Source organism: Sporosarcina koreensis, from assembly GCF_001531445.1.
Lineage (GTDB): Bacteria > Bacillota > Bacilli > Bacillales_A > Planococcaceae > Sporosarcina > Sporosarcina koreensis_C.
The window spans coordinates 19,851-33,217 of the sequence record NZ_LQYA01000203.1 but is presented as its reverse complement, the minus strand read 5'-3'; the positions used below and the strand labels follow the sequence as shown (position 1 = coordinate 33,217).

Here is a 13,367-nt window from a genome sequence, read left to right as displayed (position 1 = left end):
TCTTTAAATAAATAACGGGACTTGCGTCAAACCTGTCGTTTCATCCAAGCCGAATTGCACATTCATATTTTGGACCGCCTGGCCGGCAGCCCCTTTCACCAAATTATCAATGACCGCGACGATTGTTGCCCGATTCGTTCTCGGATCCACTTTCACATGAATATCACAGTAATTCGAGCCGGCAACTTGCTTCGTGCAAAACTTTGCCGATTCTTTCATGATCCTTACAAAAGGCCGTCCTGCGTATGTTTCCTGCAAGCAGCTGACAAGCTGTTCTTCCGTAACGCCGGCATTGACAGGTGCATAACTTGTCGCCATGATGCCCCTCGTCATCGGGACGAGATGTGTTGTAAACGTCACCGGCGACTTTTGACCGCCAAACAGTTCCATACCCTGTTCGATTTCAGGGATATGCTGATGTTCATGGATTTTATAAATGGAGAAGTTTTCATTCGTCTCACTGAAATGCGTCATCGGACCTGGTGTATTCCCGGCTCCCGATACGCCGCTTTTCGCATCGATGATAAGCGCTGATGAATCTATCAGTCTTTCTTTTAGTAATGGCAATAAAGAAAGGAGCACCGCAGTCGGATAGCAGCCGGGGTTCGCGATGAGCTGTGCGTTCCGGATTTCTTCTGAATTCCATTCCGTCAATCCGTATGCGCTTTGCTGCACGGCTTCTGCTGGTGCAGGATTTTTTTTGTACCAGCGTTCGTATTCCGAGGCATCCTTCAGCCGGAAATCTCCTGACAAATCGATCAACTTCGGACCACTGCCAATGAGCGATGGCAGCAAGCGGCTCGTCACCCCAGCTGGCGTACTGGCAAATAGGACATCATAGTTTTTCAACTGCGCATGATCGATCTTGAGAAGAGGTTGATCATACAAGTTGGATACATGTGGATACTTGGCGGAAAACGATGTCCCTTCATCTGATGATGTGTATAAATCGAGTTGTTCCACTTCCGGATGATTATGCAGCAAACGGATCAATTCAAGCCCGCCATAGCCTGAAGCACCGATGATTCCTATCTTCATGTCCCCACCCCTTTTATCGTTAAAATTAGTATACGTATGCATAAATATAAAGTCAACTGTATTAATATAAATTTTATAACAAGTTTTATTCATACACACAGAATTGGAGTTTTGAATTAGAGGAGAATATGCTATACTATTGTTATTATCAGGTACTAATATTAGGTGATAGTTTTCTACCGATTGAGGAGGTCACTATGGAAGATTTATTGAAACTTAAAGGGAAAAACATTGTCGTAATGGGTGTGGCGAATGAGCGAAGTATCGCATGGGGCGTAGCGAAGACTCTTTTTGAAGTCGGTGCGAATGTGATTTTCACGTATCGTAAGGAACGTTCTCTTGCCAAGCTCGAGAAAGCTTTGGAAAGCAATGGACTTGAACCGAAAATGATTGTCCAATGTGATGTGAATGAAGATGAAAGTATTCAGCATGCATTTACTCAAATTGGTGAAACGCTCGGAACAATCCACGGCATCGTTCACTCGATCGCCTTTGCGCATGCTGAAGACTTGAAGAATGATTTTGTAAATACAACGAGAAGCGGTTATGCATTCGCGCAAGATTCAAGCTCGTATTCACTGGTAGCGACTGCAAGGGAAGCGCGCCGTTTCATGACGGAAGGCGGCTCGATCATCACGATGAGCTATTTAGGTGCTGAACGGGTACTTGACGGCTATAATGTCATGGGTGTTGCGAAGGCTGCGCTTGAAGCGTCTGTCCGCTACTTGGCAAATGATTTAGGGAAAGAAGCGATCCGCGTCAATGCAATTTCAGCAGGCGCAGTCCGTACCCTTTCCGCAAAAGGCGTTCCTTCCTTCAACACGATTTTGGGGCAGATCGAAGAAAAAGCTCCATTGAAACGCAATATTACAAATGAGGAAGTCGCGAAGATGTCAATTGCGATGTTAAGCGATCTTTCAAGCGGTGTAACTGGCGAAATTATTTACGTCGACGGTGGCTACAATATAATGGGATGAAAAAAGGAGCTTAGCGGCTCCTTTTTTCTTTTTAAGTTGATGGAAACATACAAACAGCATAAGTCATAAGTCACGAAATAATCATATACCCGGGGAAATGAACGATAAAACTTAGAAAATGATCCATTAGCAAAACGAAACATTCCGTACTGCGTATCGTCGTACTAATGAGGTGACATTTTATGAAAAAAAAGCCGATTTACGTTGAAATCGAAATTGAATCAGGTATAGATGAGCTATGGAATGCATCTCAAAATCCGAACTTGCATTCGCAATGGGATTTGCGGTTTTCATCCATAACTTATTTGCCGAAAAAAGACGATGAACCGCAAATGTTTACATACAAACGAAGCGTTACACCCCTTCTCACCGTTGAAGGCTGGGGGAAAAGTACGGGGACGCTGAATAAAAAAGATGGCACCCGCTCCTCTTCCCTCCAATTTGGAACAAATCAATGGTTTTCGCCGATTAAAGAAGGGAGAGGATATTGGAAATATATACCTAATAAAAAAGGGACAACTTTCCTCACCCAATATGATTATGATGTTAATTTTGGAAAGCTTGGAAATATGTTTGATGCATTCGTCTTCCGCCCGCTTATTGGATGGGGCACCGCACTCAGTTTCGATGTGCTGAAAAGATGGCTTGAAAAAGGGGAAGCCCCCCGTTCCCAATACTTCCGCTTTTTTACGACATATGGGCTTTCCATCCTATTTGCATTCATTTGGATCTATCATGGGTTGGTGCCGAAAATCATCGGGAAGCATCCCGAGGAAATAAGGATGCTGGCGAATACGATTCCATTTGATGCGACCGAAACATTGATGATCTTCATTGGAATCGCTGAAGTGCTGTTCGGGGTTCTCTGGCTTATATATAGGAGAAAAAAGCATATATTCGCCTTGCAGGTAGCAGTATTTCCACTACTCACTATTGCAGCGCTCATTGCTGCGCCTGAAGCGGCTATCCACCCTTTCAACCCGGTCACATTCAATTTGGCATTGTTTGTTCTTTCTCTTATCGGTTATTGTACGAGTAAAGACGTCCCGACGGCAAAACGTTGCAAAAGGAAAAGGTGAATGTTTACGTGACCATTTATAGAAAGGTTCTCGGTGAAGATTTCGAACGGCTGCATCCGATGCTGCAAAAGCGTTATGACCTTGCAGATGGCAGTGTTTTTGAAGCGACGGGAACGATGAAGGAAATCAAAGGCGGTCCAAAGTGGCTCTATCCCCTCTTCACGCTCGGCGTCAACTGGAAACTTCTTTTCCCGGAACGTGGAAAGAACATTCCTTTTTCAATTAAGAACGTATCTCGAATCGGACCGAATGGCGAGAGCCAAATCCATTGGGAGCGCATCTTTCATTTCGGTTCGACAAAGCGTTATTTCAATGCGTTGATGAGTTTGGATGAAACACGCCTCGTCATAAAAGATTATCTCGGGGAGCCTCCTCTTGTCTATTCCGATTTAGCATTCGCCGTTGCAGACGATGGCTCGCTGACAATCCATTCGTTGAATCAACGTCTCGTTCTCGGAAAAACTGAAGTGCCGCTGCCGAAACTCTTTCAAGGACTTGCAACGGTTGCAGAACGCTACGATGAAGTGAATGGCGTTTTCTGTATAAATGTAAGTGTGCGAAATCCACTGATTGGACATGTGTTTTCCTATGAAGGGGAGTTTGTGCAAAATGCGTAAGTTTGTACTAATACACTTTCTATTGTTTATAATTATTGCTGTTTTTAGCAAAGACCCTTGGCCCTTTTTACTGCTGACAATTGCGCAAATTGTCTATGTGCCAGTAGCTCTTCGGTTTGTCATGAATCGCGGGGATTGGTTTTCCAAGCGCTATTATTATTTTGCACTTCCCGCTTATGTTTCGATTGCTATCATTCAAGTATTTTCACCCGAATGGTCCGTAATTCCTGCAATCATCTATTTGGCGTTCACTGTATTCATCGCACTATATGGATTGTCTAGGTTTCTACGCCGTGGATTTACAAATATCGAAGAGTTTTCAATCGATCTTGGGAGGATGTACATAGTGCTCGGCGGCGGGTGGTACTTTGCCTACGTTGCGGATATCGATACAGGTTTCACCCCGTTATTGACGTGGCTGACAGGCATTCATTTCCATTACTCCGCATTCCTTTTACCTATTTTCATCGGACTTCTTGGAAGACTGCATAAGCCGCGGTCCTTTCCGTTATTCAGCATTCTAATATTGGCCGCGCCGATGGTTGTGGCAATCGGCATTACATTTTCACGATGGATTGAATTGTTTTCTGTTCTTCTTTACATCGTCGGATTAACTGGGATGATCGCGATTGCTTGGCGAGCTTCCTATCCGAAACGAACGCAGAAGTGGCTTGTCGTCACTTCATTTACATCTCTCGGTCTGACGATTATGTTCTCGCTCCTTTACGTACTCGGAAACGGTTTTGGTCTTACTTCCATTACGATAGAATTCATGCTCCGTTTTCATGGCATCTTGAATTGCATCATCTTTGCATTGTTCGGAATTGCAGGATGGGCATTATCTGTTCCTGATTCCAACTATAAGGAACCGGATTTCCCAATTAGCCGGGTACGAGGAAAACAGCGTGTCGAACAGCTTGGTACTTCCGGAATGCATAGGGGCCTTGTAGATGATATGAGACTATATGGAGTTAGCAAAGTTTCTCCATGTATAGTGGACTTTTACGAAAACACGATCGATTACCGGCTGTTCGCTACTGTCAACTGGCATCGATGGTTTAAGCCTTTTGCATTCTTTTATTCATTCATCAGCAGGAAAACCGAGCAGATTAACTTGCCGCTCCATCGAAATGAAGTGGAAATGACAGGAGACATTATTACTCTTTCGCCTGATTCAGATGGCAGACATGCTGTCCGCGCATGGATTCGGAAGGTCGGCAAGCGCTATGCATTCATTGCCCTTTATTCCCACCATAGATCTCCCACTGACAAGGAATTCATGAACATCGCATTGCCGCTCCCCTTTTCTATGATGACTGGCATATTGGAACTTCGTGAAATCGGCGATGCCTTACAGTTAACGAGCAGGAAAACCGATCCGACTTCAGACGCTGGAATCTATTTGACTTCAAAGTTTGGAAGATATTTCAAACTGCCTCTGGAGGAAAATTTCGTCGTGTGCGAAGTGGAGGATGGGGCAATGACCGCGAAGCATGAAATGTGGTTTTTTTCGATACTGTTTTTGACGATTGAATATAGAATCCGTAAGGCATGACAAAAGCCAGAGGGAATTTCCTCTGGCTTTCTGGTTTATGAGCGCAAAAATGCTGTTTATGAGCGCGTATTCAGTTTTATGAGCGCGCGGCCGATGTTTATGAGCGCGAAATGGTTTTTATGAGCGCGAAACCGCCTTTTATGAGCGCTTGGCTTCCCGGCATTAGCTTACTTGCCCACTTCCCTCATTATTCCCTTATTCCCTTTCGTCAATATATTTTCATAGTCGATATAGTCGTAAATATCATCCGCAATTTTCTCGCTGAACTTTGCAAGCTCCTGTACTGTCAAATCTTCAATCGCCTTTTTCTCCGCTTCGCAATAAATAATGATTTTCCCGACGATTTCATGCGCGTCGCGGAATGGGGTGCCTTTTGCCACCAAGTAATCAGCCACTTCGGTCGCATTCAAGAAGCCGGCTTTGATGGCCGCTTTCATATTGTCGGCATTCACTTGCAATGTGTCGATCATCTTCGACATGATTTCCATACAATCAAGGACCGTATCGAGTGCGTCGAAAAATTGCTCTTTATCCTCCTGCATATCCTTATTATACGTCAGCGGCAACCCTTTCAATGTCGTCAATAAAGCAAATAAGGAGCCGTACACTCTTCCGGTTTTCCCACGGATCAACTCCGCCGCATCCGGATTTTTCTTCTGCGGCATGATGCTGCTTCCCGTAGAATATGCATCTGCCATCGTTATGAATTTGAACTCTTGGCTGCTCCATAAAATCATCTCTTCGCTCAAACGGCTCAAATGCATCATGATGATCGAGAAATCGGACATGAGCTCCAGCATGTAATCTCTGTCGCTCACACCATCCAAGAAATTATCAACCGGTTTTGCAAACCCCAACAGCGATGTCGTAATATCACGGTCGATCGCATGAGTAGTTCCAGCAAGCGCTCCACAGCCTAAAGGATTTTCATCGAGCAGCTCGAGTGCATTGCCGACGCGTTTTTTATCACGCTTGAACATCTGCTCATACGCACCTAGATGATGGCCGAATGTAACGACTTGCGCTCGCTGTAAATGCGTATATCCAGGCATGATGACGTTATTCACTGCTGCTTTTACATGCAAGGAATCAATCAGCGTTTGAAGCCCGTCCATCACCTCGACCGCTTTATTCTTTGCATAGAGGCGCATGTCGACAGCCACTTGGTCGTTTCGGCTGCGTGCCGTGTGGAGCTTCTTCCCCGTTTCTCCGATTCTTTCCGTCAGATGCATCTCCACAAAGGAATGGATGTCTTCGTAATCCCCTTCGATGACCAGGTCTCCATTGTCGATATCATGCAGAATGGAAGTAAGCCCTTGAACGAGCAACTCCCCCTCCGCCGACGACAGCAGACCACATTGGACCAGCATCTTGACGTGGGCTAAGCTCCCCGCAATATCTTCTTTATACAATCTATAGTCAACTGGCAATGAAGTATTGAACTGCTCCATAATTTCATCTGCACGACTCGTAAAACGTCCACCCCAAAGTTTCATATATGATCAACCTCTCTTTATGTATTTTTATTCACTTTATTGTATTATAATTAATCCCATTTGCTATTGCAATGAAATTCGAAAACAGCTGCAAATCATCAGCAATTCCTTGCCCGCATAATGAAGTAATGCTATGCTTGATACATTGACGAAAAAAAGAGTGATGACGATGATAAAACTCAATAACAGGCGCAATTATAGATTATATTTCCCAAAACCCTTGACAACAATATGTCAGGGGTTTTTCTTTCCCCGGGGAAAATCAGTATGGAGGCATAATAAATGACAACTAATCAAAACCATTCCATCGCTTCAGTCTTTGCGATTTGGATCAGTCTGATGAGCAATATTGTATTAACTGTCTTGAAAATTCTCGTTGGTGTCCTTTTCAACAGCCCCGTGCTGCTCGCAGACGGCTTTCATAACGCCGGGGACGTAGTCGCTTCTGCAGCTGCCCTTACGTCCATGCGGTTTTCACAGCGCCCCGCTGATGACGACCATCCATACGGGCATGGCAAAGCAGAGGTCATCGGATCAGGTCTCGTTGCAATCATTTTAGGAATCGCCGCCATTTATATCGGTTATGAAGCTGTTAAAACATTTTTCGAGGAGCCGGCGAAAGCGAGCGTGATTGCATTAATCACCGCTATCATCTCCCTTGTTTGGAAGCAGGCACTCTATCTATACACGATGCGCATAGGAAAAAAAGTGAACAGTAAAGGATTAATAGCTACGGCATACGACCATCTCGCAGATGTCTACGCTTCCCTTGCCGCTGTTGTCGGCATCGGCTTGGCATTGATCGGTGATGCCTATCATATTCCCCTCTTGTCGTATGGAGATCCGTTTGCAGGCGTGATAGTCTCGGTGCTTGTCCTCAGACTAGCTTATGAAATCGGGATAGAGGCGATGGATATCCTAATGGAAAAGAACGTGTCAGAAGACCGTCTCCGGGAATTCGCGGCGCTGGTTCGTACGGTTCCTGAAGTGAAAAGAATCGACCGTCTGCGCGCAAGAGAGCATGGTCATTATGTCCTTGTCGACTTACGGATCGGCATTTCCGGAACATTGACGATCCAAGAAGGTCATGATATCTCAAGTGAAATCCGGGATTTGATCATTAATGAACATGTAGATGTGGATGAAGTCCTCATCCATTTGAATCCTTGGTATCCGGATGAATAATCCGGCATAAGGGCTGTGAAGTGATGTATACTGGTGAATGAAAAGGAGTGTCTTCGATGTTGAAAGATAAAATTGCACGAATCGTCGCTGAAAATGAAGCATTGTTTCCAATTGAAAAAGAGTACGCAGTCAAACAAGAATTGATTGAGGAAAATGCTGAAATTAACAATAAAGAATGGAGCTTTCCAGTCATTGAAAGATGCTTGAAAGAAACAGAAGAAGTGATCAAAGGTGAATCGGTATCATTCATGAATGAACCAGTCTCTTATTTCACCAAACATGCTGATGAATTTTTGTTTGTTGAATCAACTGCATTCGAAACAATCGGTGTCGATGGGATCGCTTTAGAAATGGATGATGTTTTTGAAACGACTACTGTCCTCTTCGGTTTGAAAGTGCAGAAAAAATGGAGTGCTTTCTTGAAGGAATATTTGGCTGCTAATGTCGGTTCAGCAACATATAGTGCTATGTTTTCCGACCAAGACGGACTATGGGATATCAATATACCGCTCGACCAATTGGAAGGCTTCCATAAAGACATGGCAATAAAAGATGCGATGGATCTCGTCTACCGGTTCATTTTCAAATTGCTTGAAGCAATCGAGGCAGCCAATTGAAGCAAGCATTTGAAGTTGAAAACAAGGAATTCATCTACACATATGTAAGGCAAAAAGACGAACATGATCTATGTCGATTGGAAATGAGGGCCTTTTTCGGCTTTGACAGCCCCTCGAACGTCATAAAGAGCAACGTGAAAATTGATCCGAGCAGAAGTCCTTTCATGAAAGAGCGTCTGGAAGTTTTATTCTCCGGAAACGACTTGAATGAAATAAAAGGGCAAGCATCCGAGCTCGTCACACATAAGTCATTCAGAGTGACTTGCTTAAATTCGATTGCGCTCAATGCGACAGCTAAACTTCATCATCCAGATAGGCGTTCAATCGAGCGGGAAATCGGTGAAGTGATTCAAGGAGAAGCCGATCTCCTTGAACCAGAAGTTACCTTTGGAGTCGTCTTACTGGATGAAGTTTGGCATTTCGGCATTGTTCAGGAAAGCGAGCCGATCTGGCGATTCCATATGCAAAAGCCTCATATGTACTCCACAGCATTGAGCACTCGTGTTGCACGAGCTGTCGCGAACATCGCCGTACCGCATCCAGAAGGCATCCGAGCGATAGATCCTTGCTGCGGAATCGGAACTGTCTTGGTCGAAGCGCGCTCGATGGGCATCGACATTGTCGGCAGGGACATCAACCCTCTCGTCTGCCTCGGCTCCAGGAAGAACCTCGCCCACTTCGGGTTGGAGGGGGAAGTTGTTAAAGGCCCTATTTCCGAAGTGACGGATACATATGACGCCGCCATAATCGATATGCCGTACAATCTGTTTACACATATCACCACAGATGGACAACAGGACATTTTAAAGGATGCCAGACGGATTACTTCCAGACTCATAGTTGTCACGATTGAACCGATGGATCATATGATTATGGAAGCTGGCTTCACGATTGTCGACCGCTGTGTAGCGAAAAAAGGAACGTTCGAACGACAAGTCGTTGTTTGTGAATGAAAGGGAAATGTTCATGTAAACAAAGGGGTGGGATACTTGAAAAGATTTGCGCGCGTCATGTTTCTTAGCTGTTTGATGTTCTTGGCTGGATGTAATTCCATTTCAAAGTATGAAGATGATGATGTTGCGGCTATTGTCAGAGGGGAAGAAATTACAGTTGGTGAGCTGAGGTTTCTATATGCGGATGATCAAGTGTTAGACAATCTTGATGGGATGATAAAAGCGACATTAGCCGTACAGGAGGCAAAGAGACTGAATCTCGATGTGTCCGACAAGCTACAGGAAATTCAAGAAACAAAAAGTTCAGCCGTTGAGCTTTATCCAAAGGACGATGACAGTGAAATGGCAAAAGAATTGCGTCAATTTCCAGAATCGCAGGCTAAAAAGCTTAATATGAATCCAGAAGAGTACATCGTTAAACATTACGAAATAATGAATGAAATAAGCGCATATATGGTTGCTTACATTGAAGAGAAGCTTGGGCAGTCATTTGAATCAGTTGAAGTCGATGATGTAGAAGAATTCGACAAAAAAATAAATCAGTTATTGGATAAGTTAGTAGACGATCATAAGGATGAGATTGAGAAGTTTATTAAGTAGATAGTATACTTACTCCAACAATCCACTGGAAGGCAAGTACAGAGTAATCAACTATACTTGCCTTTTAATTGAACTCTATTGTTAGTTTATCAATGTTAATTATAGCTTTAATTTGCTGTAATAAATCCAGTCCAATAATGCCATCTAAATCAAAGCCATAGTTCATTGCTCCGATCTCCAATGGAAAATTACTTGTTTCGGTTTGTCCAATTTTAATTGAATCAACTTTTTAGTAAAGACAAACTCTGAACCTCCGACGCCACTAATTCGGTATATCATATCATCTTCTTCTGCAATTATACCTATCGACTCTGCTAAATCCGCTGAAATAATCGTTCCTCCAGAACCTGTGTCAACCAGAACACGCTCCAGCAATAACGCCTGTCCTTTATATGTTAATTCTATCGTAGTAAGTAATAGCCCATCATCAATGATCAACCTTTTCACTATCGCCTCACACCTACACACTTTTTCTCAATAATATTCGGATTCTTACGTTTTGTATGAAGAACATACAACTCGCGAGTCGGATTCTCACCATGAAGTTCTTGATATGCTTTCATTGCATCTGGGGAATTAGAATATCTATCTAAAGGTGTAACATCTTCCAAAATTCGTTCACTATCCTCATTCGTATAAGCTTGTACAGCTTCAATCAAAACCCATTGTTCCGGAAATGCTTGACGTACATCTTCCCATTTCATTTAAAGTCACCTCCCAAAGCATTTCTTTCTCATATTATAACTTACTTTTACGCATTTATAAAATTTCAAAAACAGGAGTTTTACTGTATTTCCTGTGATGACATCATGTTTCCGATGGCCATAAACTCTTCCAAATTCGGAGATTGATTATATTTCACTGCGGCTTGCTTGTCTTTTTCTAGTATTGCTTTTGACAAATCAATTTGATTTATACTTGCAATGGCTACCGCGTAATGGATTACATCAACTAACTCTTGTTCCAGGGAAATATCCGATGTAATTGATTTTCGTCCTTCCAACTGGTTTAAAACCTCTGCTACTTCCCCTATTTCTTCTACTAATTTCATGAATAACCCTGATGAAGTACGACCTTCTTTGTATTTTAATGCCAAATAATTTTGCAACGCTTGAAACGTTAAATGCTCCATAATAAGTCCTCTCAATGCGAATTATTTATACTCATATTTTTTATCTAAATAGACTATTTCTATTTTACACCGCCACAAAACCTCAAAAGTCTTTTTATCTCCTACCCCACTCATGCTCTAAGATGCTGTACAAAAGCGAATCCCGCCAGCCGTCTCTTAGTAATAAGTCCTCACGCATCCTACCTTCCTTACTCATTCCTATTTTCTCTAGCACCCTTAATGACCCAACATTTCTCGGGTCACAAGTCGCAAAAATACGATGGAGTTTTAAATCAGTAAAGCCATATGCAAGTAACAGTTTCGCTACTTCTGTTGCGAATCCTTTCCCCCAATATTGGGGATTTACTATATAGCCTATCTCACCGGCCCTATTGGTATAATCTCGAATAGTAAGTTCACCTGCACCAATCATTCCCCCACTTTCCTTTACAATTACGGCAAAGACGAATCGGCTCCTCGGTTCTCTTTTTGCATCTATGAGAACTTGCTTCACAAAATCCTTGGAATCCTGCTCTGAATTTGGGCCCCAAGGCTGAAACTGACAAACCTTTTCCAGTGAGCCATATTTGTGAACTTCTATCCAATCGCTTTCTTCCATTTCCCGAATACTAATTCTGTCACTTATTAGGTTATTGATCATATTACTGTCCTCCATTGGTTCCCTAATCAACATTTCATTTTGAAATTAATGCGCAGACGATGCCAAGTGCATGAAGTATTTATTCAGTCACAGTCCACAGTGTCCAACAATTAAAAATAACAGATTATTTATTTTGTAGCCGCTTACTAATAGGAATTAAGATATCAAAATGCGGATTGTTGACATCGCGATCATTTGGATATCTTTCATGTTTTATCGGTAAACGATCGTAATATTCCACGTTAGACTCCCTAAATGGCTCATAGTCACTTTCCTTCAGCCATTGAAAGATCTTATCATAAGTTTGACCGATGTCTTGATCTTTTTTGTGGTGTATCATTAAGTAGGTCATTTTCGGTACATTTATTTCTACCATCCCCTCAGGTAGCTGTTGTTCTTCGCTAACCTCACACACAGAATAATGTACAAACCCATCTGGCATAAGATGATATGAGAGTCCTAATTGCACTTTTGGATTGATTGCATATTCCAACTCCCCTACTCTACTGCTCATTGTCGTAATAAATTCTTTCAAAGAATTAATTTCTGTGTACGCTCCATTCCACTTTATTCCCATTCCTCGATAGGCAGGTATCTCCACAATTTCATACCGAAAATGTTGCATAAAAAAACTCCTTTCTATTTTCGTATTTTAGTTAACAGGTCAGCGAACAACCTTTCAATATCCTTTTAGGATGTAAGGCATGTTCAGTTCTTTTCTGCAGAGATCATTAAAAACATAGGTCTCCGGTTCTCATCTTCCATTTCAGGATTACTTTTCAACTTTTCAAATGATGGAAACGATTCCTTGACTACTCTTATCATAAATCCTGCATCAATCAAGTCATTTATATATGTTGAAACCGTGCGATGGTATTTTGTAACGTTCTCATTTAAGAACAACGTTTCACGCACTCCTTCTTTTTGATAATTATCAACCGGCCAATGCAGACGGTTCCTTTGGTTATCATAAACCCAATCTTGCTCTTTTCGAGAAGTGAAAATGGGATGTTCAACAGAAAAAACAAAGCTTCCACCGGGTTTTAAGTAATCATAAACTCTTTTACTGATGGAGTTAAACGATTTGAGATAGTGAAACGCAAGCGAGCTGATTACCACGTCAAATTGGGAGTCTTGAAAATCAATGTCTTCTATTGATGAATGAATGTATGAAATTAACGGATCTTCGGTCATTTCAACCGCTCTTTGAATCATTTTTTCAGATATATCTACACCTACCACAAGATTTGCGTGCTGTTCACGGGCATATCGACAATGCCACCCAAAACCACAACCTAAATCGAGTACAGTTTTATCTTTTACATCTGGTATAAGCTCCTTTAAAATATGCCATTCTCCTGCAGCCTCAAGCCCCTTCACGGATCGAGACATTTGTTCATAGGCAGAAAAGAAATTTGGATCGTCGTATTTATTTTGTTTCATGTTTCATCGTCAACATCTCCTGTTTGCTGGTGAGT

General features: G+C 42.6%; 16 protein-coding genes. 8 read left to right on the top strand and 8 right to left on the bottom strand.

Going from position 1 to position 13,367, the window contains the following annotated elements:
• Positions 1 to 3: 3 nt before the first annotated feature.
• Entirely contained in the window at positions 4 to 1,038 is a 1,035-nt protein-coding gene (argC, locus tag AWV70_RS18925; protein ID WP_060210093.1) for an N-acetyl-gamma-glutamyl-phosphate reductase, read from the bottom strand.
• Positions 1,039 to 1,235: 197 nt separating this feature from the next.
• Here argC and AWV70_RS18920 point away from each other — a divergent pair, with 197 nt between their 5' ends.
• The 4 genes from AWV70_RS18920 (at position 1,236) to AWV70_RS18905 (ending at position 5,266) form a co-directional block, all read left to right on the top strand.
• On the top strand, positions 1,236 to 2,015 hold the full coding sequence (locus AWV70_RS18920) for an enoyl-ACP reductase FabI (protein ID WP_060210092.1): 780 nt from the start codon (positions 1,236 to 1,238) through the stop codon (positions 2,013 to 2,015).
• Between the two features lie 182 nt (positions 2,016 to 2,197).
• Entirely contained in the window at positions 2,198 to 3,094 is an 897-nt protein-coding gene (locus AWV70_RS18915) for a DoxX-like family protein (protein ID WP_060210091.1), read from the top strand.
• A gap of 8 nt (positions 3,095 to 3,102) precedes the next feature.
• On the top strand, positions 3,103 to 3,711 hold the full coding sequence (locus tag AWV70_RS18910; protein ID WP_060210090.1) for a DUF4166 domain-containing protein: 609 nt from the start codon (positions 3,103 to 3,105) through the stop codon (positions 3,709 to 3,711).
• On the top strand, positions 3,704 to 5,266 hold the full coding sequence (locus AWV70_RS18905; protein ID WP_160327686.1) for a YndJ family protein: 1,563 nt from the start codon (positions 3,704 to 3,706) through the stop codon (positions 5,264 to 5,266). Before AWV70_RS18910 ends, AWV70_RS18905 begins: the two co-directional genes overlap by 8 nt.
• Positions 5,267 to 5,433: 167 nt before the next feature.
• Here AWV70_RS18905 and argH read toward each other — a convergent pair whose 3' ends face one another.
• On the bottom strand, positions 5,434 to 6,762 hold the full coding sequence (argH, locus tag AWV70_RS18900; protein WP_060210088.1) for an argininosuccinate lyase: 1,329 nt from the start codon (positions 6,760 to 6,762) through the stop codon (positions 5,434 to 5,436).
• Positions 6,763 to 7,044: 282 nt separating this feature from the next.
• Between argH and AWV70_RS18895 the strand changes: the two genes are divergently transcribed.
• Genes AWV70_RS18895 through AWV70_RS18880 form a run of 4 tightly spaced genes read left to right on the top strand, consistent with a single transcriptional unit; the run spans position 7,045 to position 10,117 of the window.
• The gene (locus AWV70_RS18895) at positions 7,045 to 7,947 is read left to right on the top strand and encodes a cation diffusion facilitator family transporter (RefSeq protein ID WP_060210087.1); all 903 of its coding nucleotides are present in this window, start codon (positions 7,045 to 7,047) and stop codon (positions 7,945 to 7,947) included.
• Between the two features lie 56 nt (positions 7,948 to 8,003).
• Positions 8,004 to 8,564 carry a hypothetical protein gene (locus tag AWV70_RS18890; protein WP_060210086.1) on the top strand — a complete coding sequence of 187 codons (561 nt, stop codon included), beginning with the start codon at positions 8,004 to 8,006 and terminating at the stop codon, positions 8,562 to 8,564.
• Positions 8,561 to 9,517 (top strand): RNA methyltransferase, encoded by a 957-nt coding sequence (locus tag AWV70_RS18885; RefSeq protein WP_235588758.1) that lies wholly within the window; start codon positions 8,561 to 8,563, stop codon positions 9,515 to 9,517. Before AWV70_RS18890 ends, AWV70_RS18885 begins: the two co-directional genes overlap by 4 nt.
• Positions 9,518 to 9,553: 36 nt before the next feature.
• On the top strand, positions 9,554 to 10,117 hold the full coding sequence (locus AWV70_RS18880; protein WP_060210085.1) for a hypothetical protein: 564 nt from the start codon (positions 9,554 to 9,556) through the stop codon (positions 10,115 to 10,117).
• A gap of 162 nt (positions 10,118 to 10,279) precedes the next feature.
• Here the strand turns inward: AWV70_RS18880 and AWV70_RS18875 are convergent, their stop codons facing one another.
• The 6 genes from AWV70_RS18875 to AWV70_RS18850 form a co-directional block, all read right to left on the bottom strand.
• Complete coding sequence (locus AWV70_RS18875) at positions 10,280 to 10,564, bottom strand: retropepsin-like aspartic protease (RefSeq protein ID WP_060210084.1); 285 nt, start codon at positions 10,562 to 10,564, stop codon at positions 10,280 to 10,282.
• A complete protein-coding gene (locus AWV70_RS18870) occupies positions 10,564 to 10,821 on the bottom strand; it encodes a hypothetical protein (RefSeq protein ID WP_060210083.1) in 258 nt (85 codons plus the stop codon). Before AWV70_RS18870 ends, AWV70_RS18875 begins: the two co-directional genes overlap by 1 nt.
• 80 nt (positions 10,822 to 10,901) lie before the next feature.
• Positions 10,902 to 11,249, bottom strand: a complete 348-nt coding sequence (locus AWV70_RS18865) for a MazG nucleotide pyrophosphohydrolase domain-containing protein (protein ID WP_060210082.1) — start codon at positions 11,247 to 11,249, stop codon at positions 10,902 to 10,904.
• Positions 11,250 to 11,343: 94 nt separating this feature from the next.
• Positions 11,344 to 11,889, bottom strand: a complete 546-nt coding sequence (locus AWV70_RS18860) for a GNAT family N-acetyltransferase (RefSeq protein WP_060210081.1) — start codon at positions 11,887 to 11,889, stop codon at positions 11,344 to 11,346.
• 124 nt (positions 11,890 to 12,013) lie between these two features.
• Entirely contained in the window at positions 12,014 to 12,514 is a 501-nt protein-coding gene (locus AWV70_RS18855) for a GyrI-like domain-containing protein (RefSeq protein WP_060210080.1), read from the bottom strand.
• Positions 12,515 to 12,597: 83 nt separating this feature from the next.
• Positions 12,598 to 13,332 carry a class I SAM-dependent methyltransferase gene (locus tag AWV70_RS18850; protein WP_060210079.1) on the bottom strand — a complete coding sequence of 245 codons (735 nt, stop codon included), beginning with the start codon at positions 13,330 to 13,332 and terminating at the stop codon, positions 12,598 to 12,600.
• Positions 13,333 to 13,367: the final 35 nt, after the last annotated feature.